Below are 26,516 nucleotides of genomic sequence, written 5' to 3' on the forward strand. Positions count from 1 at the left end.
ATTTTTGTCGACGCAATTCCGGACGGAAAACCGCTTCACACTTTTCCTGGAATTGCTCTACTCTTCATGATCCTTCGCAAGGCGGGCTTCGGCCCGCCTTGCTGATTCCTGGAGGTCGCGATCCTTGCCGGCGATCTTCTCCAGCGCTTCGATGGCAAGGTCGGTCACGACGTAATCCGGTTTGTGGCCGAGATTGCGGATCCAGACGAGTTCCGATCCCGCGATATCGCGCGCCAGCCCGCGGGAGTGGATTTCCTCATAGACGACGCCATCCGTGTCCCCGGTAATGATGACCGTGGGCGTGTGGATTTCGTGGTAGCGCGGCTGCACGCGGCCGACATAGTCAAGCAGGCTGGCGACGTCGATTGCATTGTTGCGGAAGGTCGACGGGCGCAGCACGAGTGCAGGTGCGGTGGCTGCGATGTAATCGTCCGGGCGCGGGTTCGGGGCGAAGACGAAACGGGTGCCGCTCTCGATGCGCGACAGCCCTGCGGGCAGCGCGACGATGCGGGTGAACAGCCAGCCGATGACCGGCATCTTCGCCAGATCGTAGTACCAGTCGACGCCGCCGGGCCAGGGATGGGTTGCGGGTGCGAGAAAGAGCAGGCCGGCCGTCTTGTCCGGGTGCTGCAGCGCAAAGCTTGCGGCCGTGGCACCACCAAAGGAATGGCCGATGATGATCGCCTTGCCTATGCCACGCTTGTCCATCAGGCGGGCGACGGCATCGGCCTGACCGTCCGGCCAGGCATTTTCCGGCCCGCCCCGGTCCGAGTAGCCGTGGCCCGGCCGGTCGAGGAACAGCAGGTCCGCCCGGCCTTCGAGTTTTTGCCGGAAGGCATGCATCTGGTCGCGCAGGTTGCCGCTTGCCCCGTGGATGAAAACGAGGGGCGGCAGGTCGGCCGCGGCGCCGGCCGGGATGAACACGCTGTTCATGCTGAAGCCGCCCACGTCGATGCGCTCGCCGATGTTTGGGAACTGCCGCTCTATGGCGCGCGTCTTCCACGCGGTGAAGACGAAGCCGGCGAGCGCCAGCGCAAGGGGAGCGGCAAGAAGGGCTGTCAGCATGAGGCGGCTAGGGGAGGGCAAGGAAGGAGCCTGGTTGGGGGTATCGATAAACGATCTGCGCAATCGCTGCCATGCCGGTTCCACGGCACGGCAGTCAGGTCCGCTGGCCGGTCAGCTTTTCCGCCAGTTCGCCCAGTTCCTTCTGTGCCTGCCGCTCGGTGGGGTAGACCTCCAGGAAGCGTTCCCACGCCTTCAGCGCCATCTCGTCGCGACCGGTCTGCTGCATGATCGCGGCCATGCCGGCCAATGCGCCAAAATGGCGTGGCTCGATGACGAGCACCTGGTTTATGTCGGACATGGACTTGCGATAGTTGCCCAGCTTGAAATGCAGCGTCGCGCGGCGGTTCCAGCCTTCGACATAGTCCGGCTTCAGGCGAATCGCTTCGTCGAGGAAATCGAGCGCCGCGGCGTTCTTTTCCTCGCTCACGGCCTTGTCGGCCCACTGGATGAGCAGGTTGATCGTGGCGCTGCCGGAGTCTTGCCATTCCCGGCGGATCTGGTTGGCGATGCCGGTGGCTGCGTCTGGGCTCGCCTCGCGTTTCAGCTCGACGAACAGTTTGTCGAGCCGCTGGGCAGGCGTCGTGAAGGCGCCGGATGTGGCGTCAAGCGAGGCCTTGTCCGCCGACTGCGCAAGGGCAGCGGTCGGTGCGGCACCGATGAGGGAGAGGGAAAGGCAGATTGTGTAAAGCATGAAAAAGCGCATGGCGGCCATGGTAGACCGCCAGCGCCCAACTTCAAGTCAATATTTCTCGATCACCACAGGTGACCGCGACGCTTGATCAGCCCTGACGAGCCTTGAAGCGCGGGTTCTGCTTGTTGATGATGTAGATGCGGCCCTTGCGGCGAACAAGGCGGTTTTCGCGGTGGCGAGCCTTGAGCGACTTGAGCGAATTCTTGATCTTCATTTTTCTGATCCGCGTATTGCAGGGCGATACGAGCTCGCCGGATTTCTTCAATCAAAAACGCGCCGTTTCGGGCGCGCTTTCGGGTTGGCAGGCATGTACCCTGTGACCTTTGCGCTGTCAACCGCAAGCAGCGGGTTTTCCGCGCTCCCGGCCGGTTTTCCAGCCTCTCTCAGCTGAAAACCTGGGTAACATGCCCCATCTTGCGACCGGGGCGGGCTTCCGTCTTGCCGTAGAGATGGACAAACACACCGGGCTTGGCCAGCCATGCGGGCACGTCGTCGATGTCGTCGCCGATGAGATTCTGCATCACACAGTCCGAATGGCGACGGGGATCGCCGAGCGTATGCCCGGCGACGGCGCGGATATGCTGCTCGAACTGCGAGACGATGCATGCTGCCTCCGTCCAGTGGCCGGAATTGTGCACGCGCGGCGCGATCTCGTTGGCCACGAGCCCGCCATCCGGCAGGACGAAAAATTCGACGCCGATGACGCCGACATAACCGAGCTGGTCGAGAATCGCCCGCGCCGCCTTGCGCGCCTGGTCCACCGTCGTCTCGTTAACGAGCGCCGGCAGGGTGGAGGTGTGCAGGATGCCGTTCAGGTGGACGTTTTCCGCCGGATCGTAACAGGCGATCGTGCCGTCATGGTCGCGGGCGGCGATGATCGAGATTTCCCGTTCGAAGGGCACCAGGCTTTCGAGAATCAGCGGTACGCCGCCGAGCGCCTCGAAGGCGCCGTCACGGCTTTCGGCCGGCGAACGGAAGAGGCGCTGCCCCTTGCCGTCATAGCCGAGCCGGCGCGTCTTCAGGACGCCGACGCCGCCGAACCGGTCGAGCGCCGCTTCGAGGTCGGCCTGGCTGTCCACGGCGGCGAAATCGGCGGTGACGATGCCGCAATCACGGATGAAGCTCTTTTCGACCAGCCGGTCCTGCGAGACTTCCAGCGCGCGCGGTGGCGGGTAGACGGGGACGGCCTTTGCCAATGCCTCGGCCGCGACGACCGGCACATTCTCGAATTCGTAGGTGACGACGTCGCAGAGGCGGGCGAGCTCGGCGAGCGCATCCGGGTCGTCATAGGCGGCGACGATCTGCGCGTTGGCGACCTGTGCGGCCGGACAATCGGCCTGCGGTTCGAGAACGACGGTGCGCAGGTTGAGGCGTGCAGCCGCCATGGCCAGCATGCGGCCGAGCTGGCCGCCGCCGATAATGCCGATCGTGCGGACGGTCATAGCGGGCCGTCCACGGGATATTCGGCAACGGAATTCGACTGGTTCTCGCGCCATTCGTCGAGGCGATGGGCCAGTTCCGGGTCGCTGAGGGCAAGCACGGCGGCAGACAGCAGCGCGGCATTGACCGCGCCGGCCCGGCCGATGGCGAGCGTGCCGACGGGAATGCCCGCCGGCATCTGCACGATGGACAACAGGCTGTCCTGGCCGGACAGCGCCTTGGACTGCACCGGCACGCCGAAGACCGGCAGCGGCGTCATCGCCGCCGCCATGCCCGGCAGATGGGCCGCGCCGCCGGCACCGGCGATGATGATCTTGAAGCCTTCGGCCTTGGCGCCGCGCGCGAAGCTGTAGAGCCGGTCCGGTGTGCGGTGCGCCGAAATGATGCGGGCCTCATAGTCGACGCCGAGCGCATCGAGCGTGTCGGCGGCGTTTTTCATCGTCTCCCAGTCGGACTGGCTACCCATGATGATGGCGACGGGGGGCGTTTCTGTGGTGTCCAAGGCTTCTCGTCCGGTTCAGGCGATGATGTCGGGGATGATCTGGTCTTCCAGCTTGGAGATCCGGTCCTTCAGGCCCAGTTTCTTCTTCTTCATACGCTGGATTCTGAGGGCTTCGCTGCCGATCTGGATCATGGCGTTGATCGCGGCATCGTAATCTTCGTGTTCTTGGCGCAGCCGCGCAACGGCAAGCCGCAATTCAGCCTGGTCCTGGTCTGGCATGCTATTCGTTCCCCTCGGCGGAGAGGTGGTTCGCCCACCTGCCTCCATTCTCGATAAAGGGTGCTCGTACCACGAAACCCCTGGTAACGGGAAGTTATCCCTTGCCACGTTTTCGCCTTCGACAAATGAAAAATGACATGGCACACTAGTTCTGTTGCAACCTGGACCACCCGGCGTGTGAATGACCGGGCGTAAGCAAAAGGAAGGAACTGTCACATGACGATTGAGGCCCATCTGGCTACGCTGGAAAAGAAGCATTTTGCTCTTGAGGAAGAGCTGCATGCTGCGGTTATCCGTCCCTCCTCGGAGGACCAGACGATCGCGGACATCAAGCGTCGCAAGCTGCGCATCAAAGATGAGATCGAGCGCCTGCGCTCTTCATCACACTGAAAAGACAGGGATTTTTCCAAGAATTTACCGAGGGAGGCACGTCGCGAACACAGATGGTCTGTATGGGAGGACCAGGGTAGGAGCCCGTTTCGCGAAACCGCTTCCGTAAAATGAAATCATAGGTATCGAGACGCCCTGGCCCGCTTGAAACGTGCGCCAGGGCGTTCTGTTTTGAAACAGGAGTGCTGGCCGTTCAGGCCCAGAACTGGTCGAGCCAGAGATTGAGCCCGTCGAAACCCTTGGCGTTGATCGCATAGATGCGCTTTGTGCCTTCGGATTTCACGCTGACGAGGTTGGAATCGAGCAACGCCTTTAGGTGCTGGGAGACGGCCGGGCGGCTGATCGGCAGCCCTTCGGAGAGTTCATTGACGGTGCGCGGGGCACGCCGCAGTTCCTCCAGCAGGAACCTGCGGTTGGGATCGGCAATCGCTGCAAAGGGATCAGGGTGCGCCATGGCTGAACGCTATGGCAAAGCAGCATTTGCGGCAAGTATTTTGTGCGCTGCGAAGTAATGGTTCAGACGAAGGCGACCACGCCGTCATAGACAAGCTTGAGGCCGGCGATGAAGGCCATGGCGTACATGAAGGGATAGAAGACCTCCGGCTTCATACGCTTGACCATGAAGCCGCCGCAGGCCGTCGCAACGATGGCAAGCGGCACGAGCGTGGCGGAGATGGTGAGATTTGTCGTGTCGAGCTGGCCGAGGGCGAAATAGGGGCCGAGCTTGATGAAATTGAGGATGGCGAAGAAGCGCACGGCGGCGCCCGTGTAATCGCGTGGCGGCAGTTTCAGCGGCAGGCTGTAGACCTGGAACGGTGCCCCGCCGGCATGGGCGACGAAACTGCCATAACCGGAAAGCGTGCCGAAGAAGGCGGCGGGGACGAGGCGGTGCGGTTTTGCCTGGGCGATATGGCCGTGGCGGGCCCGCCAACTGTTATAGAAGTAGCGGGCGGCGAAGAGCACGGTGATGAGCCCGATGATCAGGCGCAGCGCATCACGCGGCACATAGGCTGAAGTCGCCCAGCCGATGGCGATGCCGATCAGGGCGCCGGGCAAGAGCATTTTCAGGAGCGTGCGGTCGTTGTAGTCGCGCCAGATCCAGAGCGAGACGCAGTCCATCACGACGAGGATCGGCAACAGGATCGCGGCGGCCTGCACCGGCGGCACGGCCATGGCGAGCAGCGGCACGCCCATCAAGGCCAGCGCCTCGCCCATGCCGCCCTTCGTCAGGCCGACCAGGAGAACCGCGGGGATGGCAGCGTAGTAGATGGAAGGGTCGATGGACATGGAGGGCGATTGATCCTGTTCGTTCTTCCGTCTAACCGCTTTGATCTGTTATGACGAGCCCCGACTATCTGAACCCAAGGGAAGTGCCCATTCATGTCCGACGTCCAAAACCGCTGCCGCCTGGTGCTGATCCTGCCTGAAGGCGACGACCTTTCCGCGCGCGCCGCAATGCTGGAAGGCGCGCTGAAGGGCGGTGACGTTGCCTCGGTGATCCTGCCGCAGTACGGACTCGACGACGGCCTGTTCCAGAAACATGCCGAGAAGCTGGTGGCGATCGTGCAGAATGCCGGGGCTGCGGCCCTGGTCGCCGGCGATACGCGCGTTGCCGGACGGGTGAAGGCCGACGGCATCCATGTGACGGGCGGCGTGGCGGAACTGGGCGAGGTGGTGGAGAAATTCACGCCGCAGCTCATCGTCGGCGGGGGAAACGCGACGGACCGGCACAAGGCGCTGGAGATCGGCGATGTGCAGCCGGACTATATCTTCTTCGGCAAGATCGGCGGCGACATCAAGCCGGAGGCGCATCCGAAGAATCTGGCGCTTGCCGAATGGTGGGCCTCGATGGTGGAAATTCCCTGCATCGTGCTCGGCGGCACGGACCCGCAGTCGGCCCTTGCCGCTGCCGAGGCTGGCGCGGAGTTCGTCGCGCTCGACAAGGCGGTGTTTGCCGATCCCGCGCAGGCACCGCATGTAATTGCTGCCGTCAACGCTCTTCTTGACGAAAAAGCGCCACGGTTTGAGGAATAGTAGGCGTTCATGATCAGGGCCGTGTTCTTTCAAATCTGCCGTATGGTGCCGGTGGCGTTTCTCGCCACGGCTGCTCTCGTTGCTGCGCCCGCCTCCGCGCAGACCGTGAAGAAGGGGCCGGCGGTGACGGCCGATGATGGCGCTGCGGATGCGAAGGATCAGACGCCCGCGGCCGAACCGGCATCCGTCGAAGACAAGTCCGCCACGAAAACCGACAAGGACAAGCCTGTCGATGGCCCGTCGTCCGGGCTTTCGGTGCTGGACCGCATGGGTGCGGACCTGCCGGCGCTGCCGGCGGAAAAGCCCTTCGCCGGCAAGGTCGATGAGGCCTACGGTGCTTTCCAGCGCGGCCGCTACCTGACGGCGATGGAACTCGCGCTGCCGCGTGCGCAACTGGGCGACCCGGCGGCGCAGACGCTGGTGGCGGAAATTCTCGATCGCGGCCTCGGCGTCAAGCGCAACCGCGACCAAGCCATGTTCTGGTACGAGCAGGCGGCCGGCGGCGGCGATCCGACCGGTATGTTCAAATATGCGGTCCTGTTGATGGAGCGCTCGAGCTCGAAAGAGGACCGCAAGAAGGCCGATGAGCTGATGAAGAAGGCGGCCGATCTGGGCAACGCCTCTGCGCAGTTCAACTATGGCCAGGTGCTGGTCGCCGACAGTCCCGGCGAGAAGGGCCTGCGCGACGCGCTGCCCTACTACGAGAAATCCGCCGAACAGGGCATTGCCGATGCGCAATATGCCCTGTCGCAGATCTACATCAACCTGACCGACCTGCCGGAGGAAAAGACCAGGCGGGCGCGTGAATGGCTGCTGCGTGCGGCGCGCGCCGGTTTCGACACCGCCCAGCTCGATCTTGGCATGTGGCTGGTGAACGGCACTGCCGGTGACCGCGACTACGAAGCCGGCTTCAAATGGATGAAACGGGCGGCCGACGGCGGCAATCCCGTCGCGCAGAGCAAGCTCGCCCAGCTTTACATCCATGCGCTCGGGACAAGGCCGGATCCGGTCGAGGCGGCGAAATGGTTCGTGCTGGCACGTCGGGCCGGCCTCAACGACCCGTCGCTCGAGGACTTCTATCTCGGCCTCAACGACGAGCAGCAGAAGGCCGCGGTCACCGCAGCGAACAAGTACCGCTCGGGCTCTTAAAGCCGCGCATTTACCCTGTTGCACGATGCGATACCCTGCATTGCAGCCGATGCAGGGGCCGAAGACTTGAAACTTCTGGGAATTTGTGGTCTTGAGGCCTCAAATCCCGGTCCCGGTGCGTTTGCGCGCCGCGGCTCTTGCCGTCCCGAGCACCGGACATTCCCGAAGGACTTAAGTGTATGGCTCGTTCAGCTCTTCTCAACGTCATGGTTCAGGCCGCTTTCAAGGCCGGAAAATCGCTCTCCCGTGATTTCGGCGAAGTGCAGAACCTGCAGGTCTCGGTCAAGGGACCGGGCGATTACGTCGCGCAGGCCGACCGCAAGGCGGAAAAGCTCATCCGTGAAGAGCTGATGAAGGCGCGCCCGACCTATGGCTTTCTCGGCGCGGACGGCGAAGAGGTCGTCGGTACGGACGGCGCGCATCGCTGGATCGTCAATCCGCTCGACGGCACAACGAACTTCCTGCACGGCATTCCGCTTTTTGCCAGCACCATCGCGCTGGAGCGCAATGGTGAAATCGTCGCGTCCGTGGTGCTGAACGCGGCGACGGACGAGCTTTTCACCGCCGAGCGTGGCGGTGGCGCTTTTGTCAACGATCGTCGCCTGCGTGTCGCGGCCCGCAAGAGCCTCTCCGATGCGGTCGTCGGCTGCAGCGTGCCGCATCTCGGCGACGGCAATCACGGCAAGTTCCTCATCGAGTTGCGCCATGTGATGGGTGAGGTCGCCGGTGTGCGCCGTCTCGGCTCGCCCGCGCTGGATCTTGCCTATGTCGCGGCCGGCCGTTTCGACGGTTTCTGGCAACGGGACCTGGCGCCGTGGGATATCGCGGCCGGCATTCTGCTGATTCGCGAAGCCGGCGGTTATGCGAGCGATCTCGATGGCGGCAGTGCGATGTTCGACACCGGCACGATCGTTGCCGGCAACGAATATATCCACAAGGCGCTGCGCGACGTCGTGCACCGCCCGGTTCCCACCCGTTAAAAGCCAGTCTCGGGGCGACGCATTCCGCGTCGCTGTTGCCGCTAAGCCCTTCAATTCGGCTTAATCTTCCTCTAGTCTCCGCCGCGACGAGGAAGTGGAGATGCGACGACATGGCGAAGCTTGGGCTGTCGGGCTGGGGAGGATCGGCCGGGACCGGGGATGACTACCCCCACAAACTCTCAAGCCCCATGGCCTTCTTCTGGACGATGGTGATCTTCCTCATCATCGTCGGCTTCGTGGCCGCCATCCTCTTCCGCCAGGCGCAGACGGCCTTCCTCAGCAATCCGGGCCTGAACGGTCTGATCCTCGGCGTGCTGCTGATCGGCATTCTTCTCGTCTTCAACCATGTGCTGGCGTTGCGGCCGGAAGTCCGCTGGTTCAACTCCTTCCGCGCGGCCGGCAGTGCCGAGAAGGTCGGGCGCGATCCGGTGTTGCTTGCACCGATGCGCGCGCTGATCGGTCGCCGGCATTCCGTCGCGCTCTCGGCCAATGCGCTGCGCTCGATCCTTGATTCCATTGCGACCCGCCTCGATGAATCGCGTGATACATCCCGCTATCTGATCGGCCTGCTCGTCTTCCTCGGCCTGCTCGGCACCTTCTGGGGTCTGCTCGGCACGATCGGCTCGATCAGCGCGGTCATCCAGTCGCTCGATGCCGGCGGCGGCACGGCGAACGACATCCTGACCGCCTTGAAGCAGGGCCTGTCCGCGCCGCTCGAGGGCATGGGGACGGCCTTCTCCACCTCGCTTTTCGGTCTGGCAAGCTCGCTGATCCTCGGCTTCCTCGATCTCCAGGCTGGGCGCGCGCAGAACCGGTTCTATACCGAACTGGAAAACTGGCTCTCCTCGGTCACCGATGTCGGGTCCGAACTCCAGCCGGTGGCCGATATGGCGGCCGGTTCGTCGTCCGCCGACGTGCAGGCTCTGGCGGAACAGATCCTGAAGCTCGCGCAGGACGGCGGCGGCAGCGGCCACCGTTCGACGGCGGCGATGGCAAGCCTTGCGGAGGGCATCCAGGGCCTCGTCAAGAACATGCGCAGCGAACAGCAGATGCTGCGCGACTGGATCGAGGCGCAACAGGAAGAGGCCAAGGCGCTGCGCCGCACGCTCGACCGGCTCGCCGCGCGCAACGGCGAGAAAAACGTCGAGCGGCTGTCCGAGCGCACGAGCGAGAAAGCCCATAAGGCCGGGGGCGAGTAGAGATGGCGCTCGCCCGCAACCGGCGCAGCCAGCGCACGGTCGATTACTGGCCTGGCTTCGTCGATGCGCTATCGACGCTGCTGCTGGCCATCATGTTCCTGCTGACGGTGTTCGTGCTGGCGCAGTTCTTCCTGAGCCGGGAAATTTCCGGCAAGGACGATGTGCTGAACCGGCTCACCAGCCAGATCAACGAGCTGACCCAGCTTCTGGCGCTCGAAAAGAGCGGCAAGCAGGATATCGAGGATGCACTCGCCAACCTGCAGGCGTCGCTCGCCCAGTCGGAAAGCGACCGTTCCCGCTTGCAGCAATTGCTCGATAGCGGGGCCGGCGCGTCGGACCAGGCGAATGCGCGCGTGACGACGCTCGAAGGCGAACTCGATTCGGAAAAACAGGTCAGCGCCCGCGCCATGAGCCAGATCGAACTGCTGAACCAGCAGATTGCCGCGTTGCGCAGCCAGATTGCGGCGGTGGAAGAGGCGCTTCAGGCCTCGGAGGCAAAGGATAGTTCGTCGCAAGCGAAGATTGCCGATCTCGGCCGCCGCCTCAACGTCGCGCTGGCGCAGCGTGTGCAGGAACTCAACCGCTATCGCTCCGACTTCTTCGGTCGCCTGCGGGAAATCCTCTCCGATCGCGAAAACATCCGCATCGTCGGCGACCGGTTCGTCTTCCAGTCGGAAGTGCTGTTCCCGTCCGGCGGCAACGAGTTGAACCCGGAAGGGCAGGTGGAGATGCGCAAGCTCGCCACCGCGTTGCTCGATCTCGCCAAGGAAATTCCCTCCGAGATCAACTGGGTGCTGCGCGTCGATGGCCATACCGACAATGTGCCGCTCTCCGGCACCGGCCGCTACCGCGACAACTGGGAGCTTTCTTCGGCGCGTGCGACCTCGGTGGTCAAATTCCTGATCGCCAATGGCGTGCCCGCCAACCGGCTCGTCGCGGCGGGTTTCGGCGAGTTCCAGCCGATTGCCGAAGGCAGCGACGATGCCGCCCGCGCCACCAATCGCCGCATCGAGCTGAAGCTCACCGAACGATAGTCGCTTCGCGCCGATTGGTGCGACGCCATTGCCGGAAGGTTGATCTTACGCGCACGTATGCGTAAGTTTTTCCGACAGGACGACGGGAGGCGTTTATGGATTGCGACCTGCTGGTGATCGGGGCGGGGCTGGCTGGCCTCGTGGCGGCGACGGAGGCGGCGGCGCGCGGCCTCAAGGTGATCGTTCTCGATCAGGAGGGCGAGCAGAGCCTTGGCGGGCAGGCCTTCTGGTCGCTCGGTGGCCTTTTTTTCGTCGACAGCCCGGAGCAGCGGCGCCTGCGCATCCGCGACAGCCTAGCACTGGCCCGGCAGGACTGGTTGGGCTCCGCGGGCTTCGACCGGCCGGAGGACCACTGGCCGCGCCACTGGGCGGAGGCCTATCTCGATTTTGCCAGCGGGGAAAAACGCGCCTGGCTGCACGCCATGGGCATGCGCTGGTTCCCGGTCGTCGGCTGGGCCGAGCGTGGCGGCGGACTTGCGACCGGCCATGGCAATTCCGTGCCGCGCTTCCACGTCACCTGGGGCACCGGCCCCGGCGTGCTGGCGCCCTTCCTGCGACGTGCGCAGGATTTTCGCGCCTCTAATGCGCTGGTCTTTCGTTTCCGCCACCGGGTGGATGGCCTGATCGTCGAAAACGGCGCCGTCGTCGGCGCGCATGGCGCGGTTCTCGCGCCGGACGCTGCGGAGCGCGGCCGGTCAACCTCTCGCGCGGTGGTGGGCGATTTCAGTTTCCGGGCGGGGGCAGTGCTCGTCTCCTCCGGCGGCATCGGCGGCAATCACGAGCTGGTGCGGCAGAGCTGGCCGCGTGATCGCCTGGGCGAACCGCCCGCCTTCATGGTCAGCGGCGTGCCGGCCCATGTCGATGGTCGCATGCTGGCGATCACGCAGGCTGCCGGCGGCTCCGTCATCAATGGCGACCGCATGTGGCACTATACGGAGGGCCTGAGGAACTGGGATCCGATTTGGCCGGGGCATGGCATCCGCATCCTGCCTGGCCCGTCCTCGCTCTGGCTGGACGCACGCGGGCGGCGGTTTCCGGCACCGGCCATGCCGGGCTTCGACACGCTGGCCACGCTCAAAGCCATCCGCGCGACGGGCTATGACCACAGCTGGTTCATCCTGACGAAGGCGATCATCAAGAAGGAGTTCGCCCTGTCGGGCTCCGAGCAGAACCCGGACCTGACCGGCAAGGATATCCCGCTGCTCCTGAAGCGGCTCGGCAAGAACCCGCCCGGCCCCGTGCAGGCCTTCATGGACAAGGGCGCGGATTTTGTGGTGCGCAACGATCTCGGCGACCTCGTCTCCGCGATGAACACGTTGACGGGAGAGGCGCTGCTGGATGTCGAGCAGGTGCGGGCCGCGGTGGAAGCCCGCGACCGCGAGATCGACAACCCCTTCTCGAAGGATGCGCAGGTAACGGCCGTTCGCGGCGCGCGCGCCTATCTTGGCGACAAACTGATGCGCACCGCACGACCGCATCGTCTGCTTGATCCGAAGGCCGGGCCATTGATTGCCGTGCGCCTCAACATCCTGACGCGCAAAAGCTTGGGTGGCCTCCAGACGGATCTTTCCGGCCGAGTGCTGGAATTGTCCGGCAAGCCGGTGCCGGGTCTCTATGCAGCCGGTGAGGTCGCCGGTTTCGGCGGCGGCGGCGTGCATGGCTACAATGCGCTGGAAGGCACCTTCCTCGGTGGATGCCTGTTTTCGGGGCGTAGAGCGGGCAGGGCAGTCGGCGCCTGAGAGCGCCGACCGCTTCGATCACGATCAGTCCATCTGGATCTTGGCGCCTTCGACGACCGGCTTCCATTTGGCAAGCTCGGCTGTCACGTGCTTGCCAAGGTCTTCGGGCGTCGAGCCGACGATCGTCGCGCTGAACTCCTTCATGCGCTCCACAACGGCCGGATCCTTCATGGCAGTGTTGGCCGCTTCGTTGAGCTTTGCCACCACGTCGGTCGGCGTGCCGGCAGGCGCAAACAGCGCATTCCACGTATAGGTCTCATAGCCGGGAATGCCGGATTCGGCGATCGTCGGCACATCCGGGAAGGAGGCGGCGCGCTCCTTCGTCGTCACGGCGAGTGCGCGCAGCGTGCCGGCCTTGATGTGACTGGAGGAGGAGGGAAGGTTGTCGAACATGATCGGGATCTGGTTGCCGATCACGTCGTTCAGCGCCGGGCCGGAGCCCTTGTAGGGCACATGCTGCATGCTGACGCCGGCCATGCTCTTGAAGAGTTCGCCAGAGAGATGCAGCGGCGTACCGTTGCCGGAGGAAGCATAGCTGTAGCCTTCCGGATCGGCCTTCAGCAGCGCCAGCAGCTCTTCGACGTTTTTCGCTGGCAGTTCAGGGTTCACCACGAGCACGTTCGGCACGATCACCAGCAGAGAAACCGGCGCGAAATCCTTTTCCGCATCATAGGGGTTGGTTTTCAGGATCAGCGGGTTCAGCGCGTGGGTGGCGACCGTGCCCATCAGGATCGTATAGCCATCCGGCTCGGCGCGCGCCACCCGGTCGGCACCGAGACTTCCGCCGGCGCCGCCGACATTTTCGACGATGACCTGCTGGCCGAGGCCGTCGCCCATCTTCTGCGCGATGATGCGCGCAACAACGTCGGTCGATCCTCCAGCCGCGAACGGCACGACGAGCGTGATGGTCCGGTCAGGGAATTGCTGGGCACTGGCCGGCAGGCCGAGCGCCAGCGACGCAAGTACGGTGGTGCCAAGCGCCATAAGGGTACGGCGGGTGAGCGTCGAAAATGCCACGTGGTTTTCCTCCCAAGGTGACGTGAAGTCCGCTCCCTCAGGATAGGGCACTTGCCCCGCGAAACAAGGGCAAGCGACGATCAGCCGGCGGCGCGGGCTTCTCCAAGGAAAGCCTGGCCGCCATGGTCGAATTGCAGCCGGGCCAGGCGGGCGTAAAGCCCGTTCTGCTGGACGAGCGACTGATGCGTGCCTTCCTCGACGACGCGGCCCGCCTCCATGACGAGGATGCGGTCGGCCTTGAGCACGGTGGCGAGGCGGTGGGCGATGACGATCGTCGTGCGCTTGCCCATCTGGCCGTCCAGCGCCTTCTGCACCAGCGTCTCGCTTTCGGCATCGAGCGCGGAGGTCGCCTCGTCGAGCAGCAGGAGGGCCGCGTCCTTCAGGATGGCGCGGGCGATGGCGATACGCTGGCGCTGGCCACCGGACAGTGTGACACCGCGCTCGCCGACCATCGTGTCATAGCCTTTGTCGAGCCGGGCGATGAATTCTTCCGCCTGGGCGGCGCGCGCCGCAGCACGGATCGCCTCGTCGCTGACATCCGCCATGCCGAAGGCAATGTTGTCGCGGATGGTTGCGGCAAAGATGGTGACGTCCTGCGGCACCAGCGCGATGCGGCGGCGCAGCTCTTCCGGGTCAGCGGTGCGCAGGTCGACGCCATCGAGAGTGATCGTGCCGGAATCGGGATCGTAGAAGCGCAGCACGAGGGAAAGGATCGTGCTTTTGCCGGCGCCGGAGGGGCCGACGATCGCCACGGTCTCGCCCTGCTTGACGGTAAAGCTCAGGCCGTTGACGCTGCGATAGCCGGGGCGGGCGGGATACGAGAAATGCACGTCCTGGAAGGCAAGCTCGCCGCGGGCAGGCAGCGGCAGTGTCACGGGACGGGCGGGCGCAGCGATGGCTGGCACCTCGGCGAGCAGCTCTGTCAGGCGCTCGGCGGCACCGGCGGCCTGCGAGAGTTCGCCCCAGACTTCGGACAATGCGCCGAGGCTGCCGGCGGCAAAGACGGCGTAGAGCAGGAACTGGCCGAGCGTGCCGGCGGAAAGCGTGCCCGACAGAACGTCGCGCGCACCGAACCACAGCACGGCGACGACCGAGCCGAAGATCATGGCGATGGCGAAACCCGTGAGCAGCGAGCGGGCGCGGATGGCGGAGCGGGCCGCACCATAGGCGCTCTCGACTTCACCGAAGAACCGGGCGCGGGCGGCGTCTTCCGCGTTGAACGCCTGGAGCGTGCGGGTCGCGCCGATCGCCTCGCCGGCATAGGCGGAGGCTGCCGCCAGCGTATCCTGCGCCTCGCGCGAGCGGCGGCGCACCGAGCGGCCGAAGGCGACGAGCGGGAAGACGATGACGGGAATGGCGGCGATGACGAGGCTCGACAGCTTCGGGCTGGTATAGACCATCATGGCGATGGCGCCGAGACAGAGGATGAGGTTGCGCAGCGCGACCGAGGCGGTGGCGCCCACCGCGGACTTGATCTGCGTCGTATCGGCGGTCAGCCGCGAGACGATCTCACCCGACTGGTTGACGTCGAAGAAGGCCGGCGAGAGTTTCGTCACATGGGCGAAGACGTCGCGGCGCAGATCGGCGACGATGCGTTCGCCGAGCGTGATGACGAAATAGTAGCGCATGCCACTCGCCAGCGCGAGCAGACCGGCCAGCACGAAAAGCATCGTGAAATAGGTGTTGATGAAGCCGGCACCGGCGCCGGAGAAGCCATGATCGATCATGCGCCGTACGGCGAGCGGCAGGACGAGCGTCGTGACGGCGGCCATCACGAGCGCAACCAGCGCACCGGCGACGAGGCCACGGTAGCGGCCGATGTAAGGAATGAGCCTGCCCAGCGGACGGACGGTGCGGCGCTCGGTTTTCGCCGGCGCGACTGCTTCTCTGTCTGTGGACACCATACCCCCATTCCCAGTGCCTGGCGGCACGAATTGTCTTTCGGCTCTTGTTATCCAGACGGCCTTCATGTATAGGCTCGCCATCGAATTGGGAAGCCGTAGGTCCGACCGACTGCGGCTTCATTTACGTCTTTGGCCTCGCTGCCGCAATGCGTTGCGACAAATGGCCCCCGGAACAAGCAGGAAGAGTGTCATGAAGGCTGATATCCATCCCGACTACCACGTCATCAAGGTCGTCATGACCGACGGTACCGAATACGAAACCCGCTCGACCTGGGGTTCGGCCGGCGCCACGATGAACCTGGAAATCGACCCCAAGTCCCACCCGGCCTGGACCGGCGGCAACCAGCAGATGCTGGACCGCGGCGGCCGCGTTTCCAAGTTCAAGAAGCGCTTCGAAGGCCTCGGCCTCTAATCTGCTTCCACTGGATGATTTCAAGAACCCGGCTTCGGCCGGGTTTTTTATTGCCTTGACTGGCGGGTTCACTGCCCCTCATCCCCCTGCCGGGACCTTCTCCCGCAAGCGGGGAGAAGGAGGAAAATGGCGAGCCCATCGCTCCTCGCCCCGCTTGCGGGGAGAGGATGCCGGCAGGCAGGTGAGGGGCAAACCTGATCAGTCGAGGCAACAAAAAACCCGGCAAAAGCCGGGTCATCGTTTCGTGCGCTTCTACAAACCGCTCAGTTGTTGCCGAAGGCGGTCTGCAGCAGGTTGAGCTGGGCCTGGACGCTGTTCTGGTTGCCCGGTTCGAAGGTCTGGACTTCCTGGGGGCGGTAGATTTCGCGGTCGAGCAGGGCGATGCGGTTCTGCAGGCGCAGCGAACGTTCGATCAGGTCGCGAAAGGCTTCCGGCAGGTCGTTCCAGCCGGGCGCGGTCTTGTCGACGTTGAAGCTGTCGAGGCGGACCTTGTTCTTTTCCGACAGCACCTGGTCGCGGCTCATCTCGCCATTGTTGACGGCGCGCTGGAGCAGCAGCCAGGAGGCCATCTGCATCAGGCGGGTGGTGAGGCGCATTGATTCTGCTGCGTAAAGCACCGATGCCATGCGGGGCAGGACCTTCGAGGCCTGGCGGCCGACGCCATCGAGATAGCTCGCGGTCTCTTCGACTAGACCCATGCCTTCGGCGTACAGGGATTTGAATTGCGCTGACGACGCAACATGGCCAGCGAAGCTGACGGTATTCAATCCTCTTTCGGACATGGTGTCATCCCTGTTGAAACGCATCACAATGCAGGTAACGGAAGGTTGGGGCTTCGTGTTCCGAGCCGCCTTTTAATGTCTCAAGGATGATCCCATAACCTAATTCGCGCAAGGGCATTCTTAATAAAGGGTTAATCTCCACAATTCTTTCGGCACAGGTGCCCGCGGGATTGACCTGCAGACAAAAAAAGAGCCGCGGGAAGCGGCTCTCAAGGTAAAACAGGGAGAAAATCAGACCGATTCCCCGAGGGGCGAAAATGTCTGAATCCGGAAGGACCGGATGGGGCAAGTAATAACGTATAAGGCTTAATGGCCGGTTAACTCTATTGTCGGTTTGCCGGTTGCTGTGCTTTTTCGGCAAGGCCGCGTCGACTTTACATGCCTTTAGCGGAAGAGATTTTCTGCCGCCGACCGGCTTGCGCCCTTCCTTGCCTTCTCTGCCTCCAGGCGGTCGATTTCCGTGCGAAGCAGGTCGATTCGCGCCGCCAGTTCATCGGCCGAGAGCAACGACAGGTCGCTGCCGATCTCGTGTGCGGCCTTTTTCAACGGGCGTCCGTCTTCGTCGAAGAGGTTCATGCGGTTTTCTCCTCCGATTGTTCGTCGGCGGCCTGCGGCTGGGCGAGCGCGCGCGGCGAGAGTTGAAGGCTTTCCGGCGTCATCATCGTGCCGGGGTTGATGGTCGTGTAGGCGTCGCGCATCTCGGCCGGCAGGGCGGCGCGGCGGCGGCTGCGGAAGATGGCGTAGGCGGTGATCAGGATATGCGCCGAGCAGGTCACCATGAAGAGCGCATAGGGGCCGACCGCCGACATGATCGGGCCGCCGAGCGTCGGGCCGATGATCGTGCCGACGCCGTAAAGCAGCAGCAGGCCGCCGGAGACCTTTACGAAATCCTCGGGGCTGGCGAAGTCATTGGCGTGCGACACGGCGATCGGATAGAGCGCGTTGGCCATCGCGCCATAGAGCGCCGTCAAGACCAGCAGCACGGTGACGGAGGCGGGCTGGAAAACGAAGAGCGAGAGGCCGGCGCCGGCGGCAATGGCCGAGAGGGCGGCGAGCACGATGCGCCGGTCGATCCGGTCGGACATCCGCCCGGCCGGCAATTGCATGACCGCACCGGCGAAGATCGCCACGCTCATCATGATGGCGATCGTGCTGGAGGACAGGCCGGCATTGGCGCCGAAGACGGCACCCAGCGTACCGAAGGCGCCGTTGGCGATACCGATCAGCACGATGCCGACGCAGGCGACGGGGGAGGTGCGGAAGAGGGCCGGAATATCGAGCCGCACCTGTTTCAGCGGCTGCGGCGAGGCGGCGGTCGAGAGCGTCGTCGGCAGCATGGCGAAGCAGTAGAGAATGCCGGCGAACATGAAGAGCATCGGCGTCGTCACGTCGCCGAGCGCCACCGTCATCTGGCCGCCGACGGTGCCGACCAGCGTGATGGCGATGTAGAGCGAGAAGATCAGGCCGCGGCTCTCATTGGTGGCGCGCTCGTTCAGCCAGCTTTCGATGATCATCGAGGTGCCGGCAATTGAAAAGCCGGTGACGGCGCGCAGCACGATCCACCAGAACGGATCGACCAGCATGCCGGTCAACAGCGCGATGATGGCGATCAGCGAGGCGAAGCCGGAGAAGGCGCGCACATGGCCAATGCGCTTGACGATGGTGGGTGCCATCAGGCAGCCGAGCACGAAGCCCGACGCCCACGACGTGCCGAGCAGGCCGAGCATCGTCGTCTCATAGCCTTCGAAAGCGCCACGCATGGGCAGCAGCAGGCCGTGCAGGCCGTTCCCCAGGAAGAGGAACAGGGTGCCCATGAGAAGCGCGAAGACGGAAATGAGATTGTTACGCATAGGATTTCCGTGAGTTTCGCCAATGGGAAAGGAATAGCGCACCTGTTGCCGATTGCCAGATGCAAAGGCGACGCGCACACGATTTTCAGACGACGTGGTGGTCGCTTGGAAAAATGTCCCGGGTATGACAGGAAGGGTGAAGAAAGGCCGACATGTCGAAAATCCTTCCAGCACTTCTCCTCGCCGTCATGCTGCTGCACCTCATCCGGCCGATCGGTCTGCCGGGGCTGAAGCGGCGCGCGGACTTCTGGAAGATCGCCGTTGTCGCCATCGTGCTGATGATGCTGACGGTGCTTGTCAGGCCCTGAACACCTCTTCCAGGAGGGGAGGCTCTCCTTAACCCACCGCTACGTCTCCGTCGTCATGGTCGGGCTTGACCCGACCATCCATCCGCGGGTGGTGGATCCTCGGGTCAAGCCCGAGGATGACGGAAGAGGGAGGTACAGATCAAAATCGCTGAAACGCAAAAGGGCCACCCGAAGGTGGCCCCCATGAGGTTTGGTCCGGCGTGGACCCGGGCCTTTGGGCCCGAAGGAAGGCGTGTCAGAACGAGGGCTGCCTCGTTTCGTTCACCACAATTCCCATGCCCGAAGCCAAGACCGAAATCTCATTAGACATTGGATCACCTTCCTTTCTGTTCGTTGATACTGACCAGAAATGTAAGCGATCCGTGGCGGAGCGCAAGCCCCCCGCCGTTATTTCTGCTGATGCAGGATATCTACGCCCGGCAGCGGCTTGCCTTCCATCCATTCCAGGAAGGCGCCGCCGGCGGTCGAAACATAGGTGAAATCGTCCGCAACGCCGGCATGGTTGAGGGCTGCAACCGTATCGCCACCGCCGGCGACGGAGACCAGTTTGCCTTCCCTTGTGCGGGCGGCGGCATGTTTGGCGGCCGACACCGTCGCCGTATCGAACGGGGCGATTTCGAAGGCGCCGAGCGGGCCGTTCCAGACGAGCGTGGTGGCGCGGGAGATCCAGGCATTGACCGCCTCGATCGTCTTCGGGCCGACATCGAGCATCATCGCGTCGGCCGGAATGGCATTGACATTGACCACTTCGTTCTCGGCATTCGCCTTGAACTCGCGGGCCACGACGCCGTCGTCCGGCAGCACGATGGCGCAGCCGGCCGTCGCCGCCTCGATCATGATCTGCTTGGCGGTTTCGGCGAGGTCGTGCTCGCAGAGCGACTTGCCGACATTGGTGCCGCGGGCGGCGAGGAAGGTGTTGGCCATGCCGCCGCCGATGACCAGCGCATCGACCTTCTTCACGAGGTTCATGAGCAGGTCGATCTTGGTGGACACCTTGGCGCCGCCGACGATCGCCACGACCGGGCGGACCGGGTTGCCGAGACCCTTTTCCAGGGCTTCAAGCTCGGCCTGCATGGTGCGGCCGGCATAGGCGGGCAGCAGGTGGGCGAGGCCCTCGGTCGAGGCATGAGCACGATGGGCGGCGGAAAAGGCATCGTTGACGTAGATGTCGCCGTTCGCCGCGAGGGCGGCGGTGAAATCCGGGTTGTTCTTCTCTTCGCCCTTGTGGAAGCGGGTGTTTTCGAGAAGCAGGATACCGCCATTGTCGAGGGCGGCGATGGCGGCTGCGGCCGTCTCGCCGATGCAGTCGGAGGCGAAATGCACTTTCGTGCCGAGCACGTCGTTGACGGCGGGAAGAATCTGCTCCAGCGACATGTCGGCGACGACCGCGCCCTGCGGGCGACCGAAATGGGCAAGCAGGATGACCTTGGCGCCCTTCTTCGACAGTTCCAGGATCGTCGGGGCGACGCGCTCGATGCGGGTCGCGTCGGTGACCTTGCCGTCCTTGACGGGCACGTTGAGATCGACGCGGACGAGCACGCGCTTGCCGGCGATGTCGGTGAGGTTGTCGAGGGTTTTGAAGGTCATGGGCCGCTCCGGGACTATCTGTCGTCTGGTCAAGAAAAAACACCCGGACATCGCTGCCCGGGTGTTTCGTGTTTCTGCTTAGATCAGCTTGCCGAACGCAACGGCCGTGTCGGACATGCGGTTCGAGAAGCCCCATTCGTTGTCGTACCAGGACAGGATGCGAACGAGGTTGCCGTCGAGAACCTTGGTCTGGTCGGCGGCGAAGTTCGACGAGTTGCTGTCGTGGTTGAAGTCGATGGAGACGAGCGGGCCGGTGACATAGTCGAGGATGCCCTTGAGTTCGCCTTCGGCGGCTTCCTTGATGGCAGCGTTGACTTCTTCAGCGGTGACGTTGCGCGACGGCACGAACTTCAGGTCGACGACCGAGACGTTCGGGGTCGGCACGCGGATCGCCGAACCGTCGAGCTTGCCGGCGAGCTGCGGCAGCACGAGGCCGACGGCCTTGGCGGCACCCGTCGAGGTCGGGATCATGGAGAGCGCTGCCGCGCGGGCGCGGTAGAGGTCCTTGTGCATGGTGTCGAGCGTCGGCTGGTCACCCGTGTAGGAGTGGATCGTCGTCATGTAGCCCTTCTCGATGCCGAAGGCCTTGTCGAGAATGTAGGCAACCGGCGCCAGGCAGTTCGTCGTGCAGGACGCGTTCGAGATGACGCGGTCGTCCTTGGTCAGCGTGTTGTGGTTGACGCCGAAGACGATCGTCTTGTCGGCATTGTCGCACGGTGCGGAGACGATGACGCGCTTGGAGCCGTTGGCGAGATGCGCGCCGGCCTTTTCCTTCGTCGTGAACAGGCCGGTGCATTCCAGCGCGATGTCGACGTCGCTCCAGGGCAGTTCCTTCGGATCGCGGATGGCGGTGACGCGGATCGGGCCGCGGCCGACGTCGATCGTGTCGCCGGAAACGGTGACGGTGCCCGGGAACTTGCCGTGGACGGAATCGTAGCGGACGAGATGCGCATTGGTCTCGACCGGGCCGAGGTCGTTGACGGCGACGACTTCGATGTCGGTGCGGCCGGATTCGACGATGGCGCGGAGCACGTTGCGGCCGATGCGGCCAAAACCGTTGATGGCAACTTTCACAGTCATTTGGGGTCTCTCCCTATGGATAATCTGTTTGCGAAGTCAGGGCGCGGCGGGAGGCCGCGCCCGACGGGCATCAGCCGAGCTTGGCTTCCGCAGCGGCGACGACAGCTTCCGGCGTGATGCCGAAGTGCTTGTAGAGTTCCTTGTAGGGACCCGATGCGCCGAAGGAGGACATGCCGACGAAGATGCCGTCCGAACCGATGAAGTGATCCCAGCCCTGGCGGATGCCGGCTTCGACGGCGATCTTGACCGGCGAGTTGCCGATAACGGCCTTCTGGTAAGCTTCCGGCTGCTCGGCGAACAGCTCGACGCAGGGTACGGAGACGACACGGGTCGAGATGCCCTTGGCCGACAGCGCCTGCTGCGCCTTCACGGCGATCTCGATTTCCGAGCCGGAGGCGAAGATCGTCACCTTGGCGTCGCTGGCCGAAACCAGATCGTAGGCGCCGCGGGCCGAGAGGTTTTCTTCCTCGTATTCCAGGCGTACCGGCATCAGGTTCTGGCGGGTGAGCGCAATCGCCGACGGACGGTTGTGGCTTTCGAGCGCCAGCTGCCAGACCTCTGCCGTTTCCGTGGCGTCGGCCGGGCGGAAGACCAGCAGATTCGGAATGGCGCGCAGTGCCGCCATGTGCTCGACCGGCTGGTGCGTCGGGCCGTCTTCGCCGAGACCGATGGAATCATGCGTCAGGACGTGGATGACGCGGATGCCCATCAGTGCGGCAAGGCGGATCGACGGACGGCAGTAGTCCGAGAAGATCAGGAAGCCGCCGGAATAGGGAATGAGGCCGCCATGCAGCGCCATGCCGTTCATCGCCGCCGCCATGCCGTGCTCGCGCACGCCGTAGTGGATGTAGCGGCCGGAGAAATCCGTAGGCGTGATCGACTTGGTCTGGCTCGTCTTGGTGTTGTTCGAGCCGGTCAGGTCGGCCGAGCCGCCGATGGTTTCGAGAAGAACGCCGTTGATGACTTCCAGCGCGTCCTCGGAGGCCTTGCGGGTCGCCGGGTTCGGCTTGGTTTCGGCAAGCTTCTTCTTGTAGGCCGAAATCGCCGGGTCGAGGCCGCTTTCGAGTTCGCCGGCGAAGCGGCGGACGAACTGGGCCTTCTTCTCGGCTTCCGTCTTCTCGAGGCGCGCGTCCCATTCCTTGTGGGCCTTCGTGGAGCGAAGACCGGCAAGGCGCCAGGCGTCCAGCACGTCGGAGGGAACAGCGAAGGCTTCCGATTCCCAGTTCAGCGCCTTGCGGGTGGCGGCGATTTCCTCGGCGCCGAGCGGCGAGCCATGCACCTTGTGCGTGCCGGCCTTGTTCGGCGCGCCGAAGCCGATCGTCGTCTTACAGGCGATCATCGTCGGCTTGTCGGACTTCTGGGCTTCCTCGATGGCAGCGGCGATCGCGTCCGGATCATGGCCGTCGACGGCGATCGTGTGCCACTGGCAGGCGCGGAAGCGGGCGTGCTGGTCGGTCGAGTCGGCAATCGAGATCGGGCCGTCGATCGAGATGTTGTTGTCGTCCCAGAACACGATCAGCTTGTTGAGCTTCAGGTGGCCGGCGAGCGCGATTGCTTCCTGGCTGATGCCCTCCATGAGGCAGCCGTCGCCGGCGATCACGTAGGTGTAGTGCTCCATGAGGTCGGCGCCGAACTCGTCGCGCAGCTTGCGTTCGGCAAGCGCCATGCCGACGGCGTTGGCGATGCCCTGGCCGAGCGGGCCGGTCGTCGTCTCGATGCCGGCGGCGTGGCCGTATTCCGGATGGCCCGCGGTGCGCGCGCCGAGCTGACGGAAATTCTTGATCTCGTCGATCGTGATGTCCTCATAACCCGTCAGATAGAGCAGCGAGTAGAGGAGCATGGAGCCGTGGCCGGCCGACAGCACGAAGCGGTCGCGGTTCGGCCAGGACGGGGTTTTCGGATCGAAGGAGAGAAAGCGGGTGAAAAGAACCGTTGCGATGTCTGCTGCGCCCATGGGCAGGCCGGGGTGACCGGAGTTCGCCTTTTCCACGGCATCCATGGAAAGGAAGCGAATTGCGTTCGCCATCCGGTCGTGTTTTTCGCGAGAGATCATGACTGTTCCGTATTCTTCGGAGTGTTGGGCCCGGTGCCTTTCGAGCATCGGTTAGGAAGCGGGAGACACATAGCAGGTGCGCCGTCGGAGTCAACGAATTCGGCCGTTTTTCCGGCCTTTGCGGGCCAATTCCGGTGGCTTTTTTAGCGTTTCCTACAGCGTGCGGCCGGCCGATTTCGCAACCGATTTAAACGCTGATCCACAGCGGCTTTGCGGCGCCTTGCGGCCTGCTGTTGACGCTGCCGCCCGCTGTTGAATACTGTCAAGGCGAGAGAACCGGCGTTGGCGGCGGCGATTCGCGTATTTTGAGAGTGCCGGTGAAGGCTTTATGACGAACGGGGAAATAGTCAGGGTGGCGATCGAGGAGCTTCGCAGAGCGATCAGCGCCCTCGACAATGCGCTCGACATGCGCTTTGACCGCGAGCGTGACCATGGCGAGGTTGAGGGCGAGGTTCGCCGCGTCAACACCGACCGGTCGCGGCTTGCCCAGGAACTGGACCAGTCCGAATTCCGCGCCAATCGCCTGGAGGAGGTCAACCGGGAGGTTTCCCGCCGGCTCGTGACGGCCATGGAAACGATCCGGGCCGTGCTGGACCGTTAGAGCAACTCCGGAAAAAGTGCGGGCTACGTGGTTTTTCGTCCGGAATTGCGTCAAACCAGAGCGTTAACCGCCCGCTTTCCCCGCAATCAGGATATTTCGCATGGCACAGGTAACCGTACAGATCGATGGCAAGGCCTATCGCATGGCCTGCGAGGAGGGGCAGGAGGCGCATCTTGAAGAGCTTGCCGCCGGCTTCGATCGGTATGTTGTGCACCTGAAGGAGCAGTTCGGCGAGATCGGCGATCTGCGGCTGACCGTTATGGCCGGTATCATGGTGATGGACGAGCTGAACGAAACCAGCCGCCGCCTGACCAAGCTGGAAAAGGAAACCGAAGAGTTGCGCAAGGGCCGGGAAGGCGTGCTCGACGAGGTTGCCAAGGGCGAGGATGCGATCGCGCAGGCGCTCGGCGAACTGACCAGTCAGATCCAGGGCATGGCGGCAAAACTTTCCGGCAAGCCCCCGGTCAACTGACCGGCAGAAATGCCACTGGCGAAGACGCCACTTTCATCCTATATGTCGGATGCGGTCTGCGCCTCTCGACAGGAACCACAATCCCTGGGGCCATACTCGATCCAAAGGGAGCTGTCCCTGACCAGGCCCGTGGGCTTGGACATATGGCGCCCACCTACGTTTGTAGGCACCCAGGATCGTAAACCTCCATCGGTTGCGTGGATCGTACTTTTCCCTTTTTGCTCTTCCATATCGAAATCGCACCGGCCTCGTCGTTCCTGAGGGTGGCGGCGATCGTATAGTTTCGGCTCGTTGGGAGACAAAATGAAGCGTTTTTCATTGTGCCTGCTTGGCATCTTGATGCTTGCAGGCCTAAGCGGCTGCGTGGTGTCGCGGCGCTCGATCACTGTTGCTGTACCGATGGAGAAAGTCGATATTACCTATTCCGTTGCCTGGGGGTGGGGAATGGAAGAGCGACTTTCAATTGCTCCCGAAGGATCCTTGTTTTCCAGTGTTTCGACCAATTGGGAGGACATCTGGGATAAGCCGTACAATTCGGGCATGACGGTTTATCGGTCCAAAGATGGTCAGTTTCTCTACATCGGCCTTAGCATCCGGCTCTATCGCTACGATGTGGAGGCTGGGACGATGAAAGCTTTCTGCTATTCTCGGGACGCTGTGGCTTTTACACCTCTCGGCAAGCAACTTGCCGCCGTCTCGTTTACTGAACACGAAGCAATCGATCCACAAAGGCAGGAACGGTTGGACTATGTCGATCCTGCTTTGAAGGGTGAGATTTCTGCAAGCTCGCCGCAGTCGCGCTACTACTCAGGTTTGGAATATCTTGGCCGGTTCGGGGTCGAGCGTGCCAAGGGACGTGGATCGGATGTCGGTTTCGAGCCTTCCGACAAAGTTTCGGAACCGCGTCTGGGACTCGGTGGAACCTGCGGCTAAGCCTGGGATACTCAAAGAAAAGGCCGCCTCAAGGGCGGCCTTCGTATTTCCAAGACTGTGGGCGAGCCTTACGCAGCCGCCTTCAGTTCCTTGTCGATCATCGCGCGCAGGCTGCCGAGGTCCTTGGCGAAGGCGCGGATGCCTTCGGAGAGCTTTTCGGTGGCCATGGCGTCTTCGTTCAGCATCCAGCGGAAGGTTTTTTCGTCGATCTTGATCGGCGAGACCTTGGCGGCCTTTTCCGGCGACAGCTTGCGCTCCAGCGTGCCTTCGGCGGCGTCGAGTTCTTCGAGCAGCGCCGGGCTGATGGTCAGGCGGTCGCAGCCGGCGAGGGCTTCGATTTCGCCGGTGTTGCGGAACGAGGCGCCCATGACGATCGTGTTGATGCCGTTGGACTTGTAGTAGTCGTAGATCGCGCGGACCGACAGCACGCCCGGATCTTCCTCGGCGGTGAACGTCTTGCCGCTCGCCTTGACGTGCCAGTCGAGGATACGGCCGACGAAGGGCGAGATGAGGAAGGCGCCGGCATCGGCGCAGGCGATCGCCTGGGCCTTGTTGAAGAGCAGCGTCAGGTTGCAGTCGATGCCGTCCTTCTGGAGCACTTCCGCGGCGCGGATGCCTTCCCAGGTGGAAGCGAGCTTGATGAGGATGCGGTCGCGGGTGATGCCGCGCGCCTCATAGGCCTTGATGATCTCGCGGCCCTTGGCAATCGAGGCTTCCGTGTCGAAGGACAGGTCGGCGTCGACTTCGGTCGAGACGCGACCCGGCACGAGTTCGGAGAGCGCTGCGCCGACGGAGATGGCGAGGCGATCGGCAACGGCCGAGACGACGCCGTCGTGATTGCCGCCCTGGGACTGACCCCAGCGGATCGCCTCGTTGACGGTATCGGCAAACATCGGCGTGCCGAGGGCCTTCAGGACGATCGTCGGATTGGTGGTGCAATCGACCGGCTTCAGGCGGCGCACGGCTTCGATGTCGCCGGTGTCTGCCACGACGGTGGTCATCGCGCGGAGTTGTTCAAGCTTGGACGTCATGTCGATATCCCGAAATGGTTGTTGCTGGGCCGCTTTCCCGAGAG

Annotated in this window: 29 protein-coding genes and 1 other RNA gene; 13 read left to right on the top strand and 17 right to left on the bottom strand. The window is 63.6% G+C overall.

The features are described from left to right. Positions 1 to 57: 57 nt before the first annotated feature. The 6 genes from GR138_RS19940 to GR138_RS19965 all read right to left on the bottom strand — a co-directional run bounded on the left by GR138_RS19940 (position 58) and on the right by GR138_RS19965 (position 3,917). A complete protein-coding gene (locus tag GR138_RS19940; protein ID WP_160861007.1) occupies positions 58 to 1,065 on the bottom strand; it encodes an alpha/beta fold hydrolase in 1,008 nt (335 codons plus the stop codon). 94 nt (positions 1,066 to 1,159) lie between these two features. Further along, the gene (locus GR138_RS19945) at positions 1,160 to 1,777 is read right to left on the bottom strand and encodes a tetratricopeptide repeat protein (RefSeq protein ID WP_160861008.1); all 618 of its coding nucleotides are present in this window, start codon (positions 1,775 to 1,777) and stop codon (positions 1,160 to 1,162) included. 67 nt (positions 1,778 to 1,844) lie between these two features. Continuing rightward, a complete protein-coding gene (gene ykgO, locus GR138_RS19950) occupies positions 1,845 to 1,970 on the bottom strand; it encodes a type B 50S ribosomal protein L36 (protein ID WP_024271182.1) in 126 nt (41 codons plus the stop codon). Positions 1,971 to 2,139: 169 nt separating this feature from the next. Further along, a complete protein-coding gene (locus GR138_RS19955; RefSeq protein WP_160861009.1) occupies positions 2,140 to 3,198 on the bottom strand; it encodes a 5-(carboxyamino)imidazole ribonucleotide synthase in 1,059 nt (352 codons plus the stop codon). Continuing rightward, a complete protein-coding gene (gene purE / locus GR138_RS19960; RefSeq protein WP_160861093.1) occupies positions 3,195 to 3,662 on the bottom strand; it encodes a 5-(carboxyamino)imidazole ribonucleotide mutase in 468 nt (155 codons plus the stop codon). Before purE ends, GR138_RS19955 begins: the two co-directional genes overlap by 4 nt. Positions 3,663 to 3,713: 51 nt before the next feature. Continuing rightward, entirely contained in the window at positions 3,714 to 3,917 is a 204-nt protein-coding gene (locus tag GR138_RS19965) for a YdcH family protein (RefSeq protein ID WP_160861010.1), read from the bottom strand. A 216-nt stretch (positions 3,918 to 4,133) separates the two neighbouring features. Here GR138_RS19965 and GR138_RS19970 point away from each other — a divergent pair, with 216 nt between their 5' ends. Then, a complete protein-coding gene (locus GR138_RS19970) occupies positions 4,134 to 4,307 on the top strand; it encodes a YdcH family protein (RefSeq protein ID WP_160861011.1) in 174 nt (57 codons plus the stop codon). Between the two features lie 193 nt (positions 4,308 to 4,500). Here GR138_RS19970 and GR138_RS19975 read toward each other — a convergent pair whose 3' ends face one another. Both GR138_RS19975 and GR138_RS19980 read right to left on the bottom strand, forming a co-directional pair. Beyond that, on the bottom strand, positions 4,501 to 4,761 hold the full coding sequence (locus tag GR138_RS19975) for an ArsR/SmtB family transcription factor (RefSeq protein WP_160861012.1): 261 nt from the start codon (positions 4,759 to 4,761) through the stop codon (positions 4,501 to 4,503). Positions 4,762 to 4,823: 62 nt separating this feature from the next. Then, complete coding sequence (locus tag GR138_RS19980) at positions 4,824 to 5,594, bottom strand: sulfite exporter TauE/SafE family protein (RefSeq protein ID WP_160861013.1); 771 nt, start codon at positions 5,592 to 5,594, stop codon at positions 4,824 to 4,826. A gap of 93 nt (positions 5,595 to 5,687) precedes the next feature. Here GR138_RS19980 and GR138_RS19985 point away from each other — a divergent pair, with 93 nt between their 5' ends. The 6 genes from GR138_RS19985 (at position 5,688) to GR138_RS20010 (ending at position 12,442) form a co-directional block, all read left to right on the top strand. Further along, positions 5,688 to 6,341, top strand: coding sequence for a thiamine phosphate synthase (locus GR138_RS19985; RefSeq protein ID WP_160861014.1), 654 nt, complete (start codon positions 5,688 to 5,690; stop codon positions 6,339 to 6,341). Positions 6,342 to 6,350: 9 nt separating this feature from the next. Then, positions 6,351 to 7,490 (top strand): tetratricopeptide repeat protein, encoded by a 1,140-nt coding sequence (locus tag GR138_RS19990; RefSeq protein WP_420853683.1) that lies wholly within the window; start codon positions 6,351 to 6,353, stop codon positions 7,488 to 7,490. A gap of 179 nt (positions 7,491 to 7,669) precedes the next feature. Beyond that, a complete protein-coding gene (locus tag GR138_RS19995; RefSeq protein WP_160861015.1) occupies positions 7,670 to 8,470 on the top strand; it encodes an inositol monophosphatase family protein in 801 nt (266 codons plus the stop codon). A 110-nt stretch (positions 8,471 to 8,580) separates the two neighbouring features. Then, positions 8,581 to 9,669: a MotA/TolQ/ExbB proton channel family protein gene (locus tag GR138_RS20000; RefSeq protein ID WP_160861016.1), complete on the top strand. Its 1,089-nt coding sequence runs from the start codon at positions 8,581 to 8,583 to the stop codon at positions 9,667 to 9,669. A 2-nt stretch (positions 9,670 to 9,671) separates the two neighbouring features. Continuing rightward, on the top strand, positions 9,672 to 10,703 hold the full coding sequence (locus GR138_RS20005; RefSeq protein WP_160861017.1) for a peptidoglycan -binding protein: 1,032 nt from the start codon (positions 9,672 to 9,674) through the stop codon (positions 10,701 to 10,703). Positions 10,704 to 10,798: 95 nt separating this feature from the next. Further along, positions 10,799 to 12,442 carry an FAD-binding dehydrogenase gene (locus GR138_RS20010; protein ID WP_160861018.1) on the top strand — a complete coding sequence of 548 codons (1,644 nt, stop codon included), beginning with the start codon at positions 10,799 to 10,801 and terminating at the stop codon, positions 12,440 to 12,442. Between the two features lie 24 nt (positions 12,443 to 12,466). On the opposite strand, the gene GR138_RS20015 is transcribed toward GR138_RS20010, so the two are convergent. Both GR138_RS20015 and GR138_RS20020 read right to left on the bottom strand, forming a co-directional pair. Beyond that, positions 12,467 to 13,426, bottom strand: coding sequence for a Bug family tripartite tricarboxylate transporter substrate binding protein (locus GR138_RS20015; RefSeq protein WP_202402748.1), 960 nt, complete (start codon positions 13,424 to 13,426; stop codon positions 12,467 to 12,469). Positions 13,427 to 13,539: 113 nt separating this feature from the next. Continuing rightward, positions 13,540 to 15,363 carry an ABC transporter transmembrane domain-containing protein gene (locus GR138_RS20020; protein WP_246200582.1) on the bottom strand — a complete coding sequence of 608 codons (1,824 nt, stop codon included), beginning with the start codon at positions 15,361 to 15,363 and terminating at the stop codon, positions 13,540 to 13,542. A gap of 190 nt (positions 15,364 to 15,553) precedes the next feature. On the opposite strand from GR138_RS20020, the gene rpmE reads away from it, so the two are divergent. Then, positions 15,554 to 15,775 carry a 50S ribosomal protein L31 gene (gene rpmE, locus GR138_RS20025; protein ID WP_160861021.1) on the top strand — a complete coding sequence of 74 codons (222 nt, stop codon included), beginning with the start codon at positions 15,554 to 15,556 and terminating at the stop codon, positions 15,773 to 15,775. Between the two features lie 263 nt (positions 15,776 to 16,038). On the opposite strand, the gene rcdA is transcribed toward rpmE, so the two are convergent. The 3 genes from rcdA to GR138_RS20040 all read right to left on the bottom strand — a co-directional run bounded on the left by rcdA (position 16,039) and on the right by GR138_RS20040 (position 18,407). Then, a complete protein-coding gene (gene rcdA, locus GR138_RS20030; protein ID WP_160861022.1) occupies positions 16,039 to 16,557 on the bottom strand; it encodes a protease adaptor protein RcdA in 519 nt (172 codons plus the stop codon). Between the two features lie 384 nt (positions 16,558 to 16,941). Next, positions 16,942 to 17,133 (bottom strand): DUF1192 domain-containing protein, encoded by a 192-nt coding sequence (locus tag GR138_RS20035; RefSeq protein ID WP_160861023.1) that lies wholly within the window; start codon positions 17,131 to 17,133, stop codon positions 16,942 to 16,944. Then, positions 17,130 to 18,407: an MFS transporter gene (locus tag GR138_RS20040; protein WP_160861024.1), complete on the bottom strand. Its 1,278-nt coding sequence runs from the start codon at positions 18,405 to 18,407 to the stop codon at positions 17,130 to 17,132. The genes GR138_RS20035 and GR138_RS20040 overlap by 4 nt, the downstream gene beginning before the upstream one ends. 152 nt (positions 18,408 to 18,559) lie before the next feature. Here GR138_RS20040 and GR138_RS30315 point away from each other — a divergent pair, with 152 nt between their 5' ends. Next, the gene (locus GR138_RS30315) at positions 18,560 to 18,715 is read left to right on the top strand and encodes a hypothetical protein (protein ID WP_202402733.1); all 156 of its coding nucleotides are present in this window, start codon (positions 18,560 to 18,562) and stop codon (positions 18,713 to 18,715) included. 387 nt (positions 18,716 to 19,102) lie between these two features. Here the strand turns inward: GR138_RS30315 and GR138_RS20045 are convergent, their stop codons facing one another. From GR138_RS20045 to tkt, 3 genes are all read right to left on the bottom strand, one after another. Beyond that, positions 19,103 to 20,302 carry a phosphoglycerate kinase gene (locus GR138_RS20045; protein ID WP_160861025.1) on the bottom strand — a complete coding sequence of 400 codons (1,200 nt, stop codon included), beginning with the start codon at positions 20,300 to 20,302 and terminating at the stop codon, positions 19,103 to 19,105. Positions 20,303 to 20,380: 78 nt separating this feature from the next. Further along, the gene (gene gap, locus GR138_RS20050; protein WP_160861026.1) at positions 20,381 to 21,382 is read right to left on the bottom strand and encodes a type I glyceraldehyde-3-phosphate dehydrogenase; all 1,002 of its coding nucleotides are present in this window, start codon (positions 21,380 to 21,382) and stop codon (positions 20,381 to 20,383) included. Between the two features lie 70 nt (positions 21,383 to 21,452). Continuing rightward, positions 21,453 to 23,435, bottom strand: coding sequence for a transketolase (gene tkt, locus GR138_RS20055; protein ID WP_160861027.1), 1,983 nt, complete (start codon positions 23,433 to 23,435; stop codon positions 21,453 to 21,455). Positions 23,436 to 23,763: 328 nt separating this feature from the next. Here tkt and GR138_RS20060 point away from each other — a divergent pair, with 328 nt between their 5' ends. The 4 genes from GR138_RS20060 (at position 23,764) to GR138_RS20075 (ending at position 25,441) form a co-directional block, all read left to right on the top strand. Then, entirely contained in the window at positions 23,764 to 24,036 is a 273-nt protein-coding gene (locus GR138_RS20060; protein WP_160861028.1) for a DUF4164 domain-containing protein, read from the top strand. Positions 24,037 to 24,136: 100 nt separating this feature from the next. Then, complete coding sequence (locus GR138_RS20065) at positions 24,137 to 24,508, top strand: cell division protein ZapA (protein ID WP_160861029.1); 372 nt, start codon at positions 24,137 to 24,139, stop codon at positions 24,506 to 24,508. A 50-nt stretch (positions 24,509 to 24,558) separates the two neighbouring features. Then, a non-coding RNA gene (gene ssrS / locus GR138_RS20070) (6S RNA) lies at positions 24,559 to 24,716 on the top strand. A gap of 95 nt (positions 24,717 to 24,811) precedes the next feature. Further along, positions 24,812 to 25,441, top strand: a complete 630-nt coding sequence (locus tag GR138_RS20075; protein WP_160861030.1) for a hypothetical protein — start codon at positions 24,812 to 24,814, stop codon at positions 25,439 to 25,441. 68 nt (positions 25,442 to 25,509) lie between these two features. Here GR138_RS20075 and tal read toward each other — a convergent pair whose 3' ends face one another. Next, positions 25,510 to 26,472, bottom strand: coding sequence for a transaldolase (tal, locus tag GR138_RS20080; protein WP_160861031.1), 963 nt, complete (start codon positions 26,470 to 26,472; stop codon positions 25,510 to 25,512). Positions 26,473 to 26,516: the final 44 nt, after the last annotated feature.

The organism is Shinella kummerowiae (assembly GCF_009827055.1).
GTDB classification, from domain to species: domain Bacteria; phylum Pseudomonadota; class Alphaproteobacteria; order Rhizobiales; family Rhizobiaceae; genus Shinella; species Shinella kummerowiae.

Excerpts from the sequence above, each read along its gene's own strand:
- GR138_RS19940 (WP_160861007.1), bottom strand. The coding sequence starts at position 1,065 with ATGCTGACAGCCCTTCTTGCCGCTCCCCTTGCGCTGGCGCTCGCCGGC.
- GR138_RS19945 (WP_160861008.1), bottom strand. The coding sequence starts at position 1,777 with ATGGCCGCCATGCGCTTTTTCATGCTTTACACAATCTGCCTTTCCCTC.
- ykgO (WP_024271182.1), bottom strand. The coding sequence starts at position 1,970 with ATGAAGATCAAGAATTCGCTCAAGTCGCTCAAGGCTCGCCACCGCGAA.
- GR138_RS19955 (WP_160861009.1), bottom strand. The coding sequence starts at position 3,198 with ATGACCGTCCGCACGATCGGCATTATCGGCGGCGGCCAGCTCGGCCGC.
- purE (WP_160861093.1), bottom strand. The coding sequence starts at position 3,662 with ATGGGTAGCCAGTCCGACTGGGAGACGATGAAAAACGCCGCCGACACG.
- GR138_RS19965 (WP_160861010.1), bottom strand. The coding sequence starts at position 3,917 with ATGCCAGACCAGGACCAGGCTGAATTGCGGCTTGCCGTTGCGCGGCTG.
- GR138_RS19970 (WP_160861011.1), top strand. The coding sequence starts at position 4,134 with ATGACGATTGAGGCCCATCTGGCTACGCTGGAAAAGAAGCATTTTGCT.
- GR138_RS19975 (WP_160861012.1), bottom strand. The coding sequence starts at position 4,761 with ATGGCGCACCCTGATCCCTTTGCAGCGATTGCCGATCCCAACCGCAGG.
- GR138_RS19980 (WP_160861013.1), bottom strand. The coding sequence starts at position 5,594 with ATGTCCATCGACCCTTCCATCTACTACGCTGCCATCCCCGCGGTTCTC.
- GR138_RS19985 (WP_160861014.1), top strand. The coding sequence starts at position 5,688 with ATGTCCGACGTCCAAAACCGCTGCCGCCTGGTGCTGATCCTGCCTGAA.
- GR138_RS19990 (WP_420853683.1), top strand. The coding sequence starts at position 6,351 with ATGATCAGGGCCGTGTTCTTTCAAATCTGCCGTATGGTGCCGGTGGCG.
- GR138_RS19995 (WP_160861015.1), top strand. The coding sequence starts at position 7,670 with ATGGCTCGTTCAGCTCTTCTCAACGTCATGGTTCAGGCCGCTTTCAAG.
- GR138_RS20000 (WP_160861016.1), top strand. The coding sequence starts at position 8,581 with ATGGCGAAGCTTGGGCTGTCGGGCTGGGGAGGATCGGCCGGGACCGGG.
- GR138_RS20005 (WP_160861017.1), top strand. The coding sequence starts at position 9,672 with ATGGCGCTCGCCCGCAACCGGCGCAGCCAGCGCACGGTCGATTACTGG.
- GR138_RS20010 (WP_160861018.1), top strand. The coding sequence starts at position 10,799 with ATGGATTGCGACCTGCTGGTGATCGGGGCGGGGCTGGCTGGCCTCGTG.
- GR138_RS20015 (WP_202402748.1), bottom strand. The coding sequence starts at position 13,426 with ATGGCGCTTGGCACCACCGTACTTGCGTCGCTGGCGCTCGGCCTGCCG.
- GR138_RS20020 (WP_246200582.1), bottom strand. The coding sequence starts at position 15,363 with ATGGTGTCCACAGACAGAGAAGCAGTCGCGCCGGCGAAAACCGAGCGC.
- rpmE (WP_160861021.1), top strand. The coding sequence starts at position 15,554 with ATGAAGGCTGATATCCATCCCGACTACCACGTCATCAAGGTCGTCATG.
- rcdA (WP_160861022.1), bottom strand. The coding sequence starts at position 16,557 with ATGTCCGAAAGAGGATTGAATACCGTCAGCTTCGCTGGCCATGTTGCG.
- GR138_RS20035 (WP_160861023.1), bottom strand. The coding sequence starts at position 17,133 with ATGAACCTCTTCGACGAAGACGGACGCCCGTTGAAAAAGGCCGCACAC.
- GR138_RS20040 (WP_160861024.1), bottom strand. The coding sequence starts at position 18,407 with ATGCGTAACAATCTCATTTCCGTCTTCGCGCTTCTCATGGGCACCCTG.
- GR138_RS30315 (WP_202402733.1), top strand. The coding sequence starts at position 18,560 with ATGTCGAAAATCCTTCCAGCACTTCTCCTCGCCGTCATGCTGCTGCAC.
- GR138_RS20045 (WP_160861025.1), bottom strand. The coding sequence starts at position 20,302 with ATGACCTTCAAAACCCTCGACAACCTCACCGACATCGCCGGCAAGCGC.
- gap (WP_160861026.1), bottom strand. The coding sequence starts at position 21,382 with ATGACTGTGAAAGTTGCCATCAACGGTTTTGGCCGCATCGGCCGCAAC.
- tkt (WP_160861027.1), bottom strand. The coding sequence starts at position 23,435 with ATGATCTCTCGCGAAAAACACGACCGGATGGCGAACGCAATTCGCTTC.
- GR138_RS20060 (WP_160861028.1), top strand. The coding sequence starts at position 23,764 with ATGACGAACGGGGAAATAGTCAGGGTGGCGATCGAGGAGCTTCGCAGA.
- GR138_RS20065 (WP_160861029.1), top strand. The coding sequence starts at position 24,137 with ATGGCACAGGTAACCGTACAGATCGATGGCAAGGCCTATCGCATGGCC.
- GR138_RS20075 (WP_160861030.1), top strand. The coding sequence starts at position 24,812 with ATGAAGCGTTTTTCATTGTGCCTGCTTGGCATCTTGATGCTTGCAGGC.
- tal (WP_160861031.1), bottom strand. The coding sequence starts at position 26,472 with ATGACGTCCAAGCTTGAACAACTCCGCGCGATGACCACCGTCGTGGCA.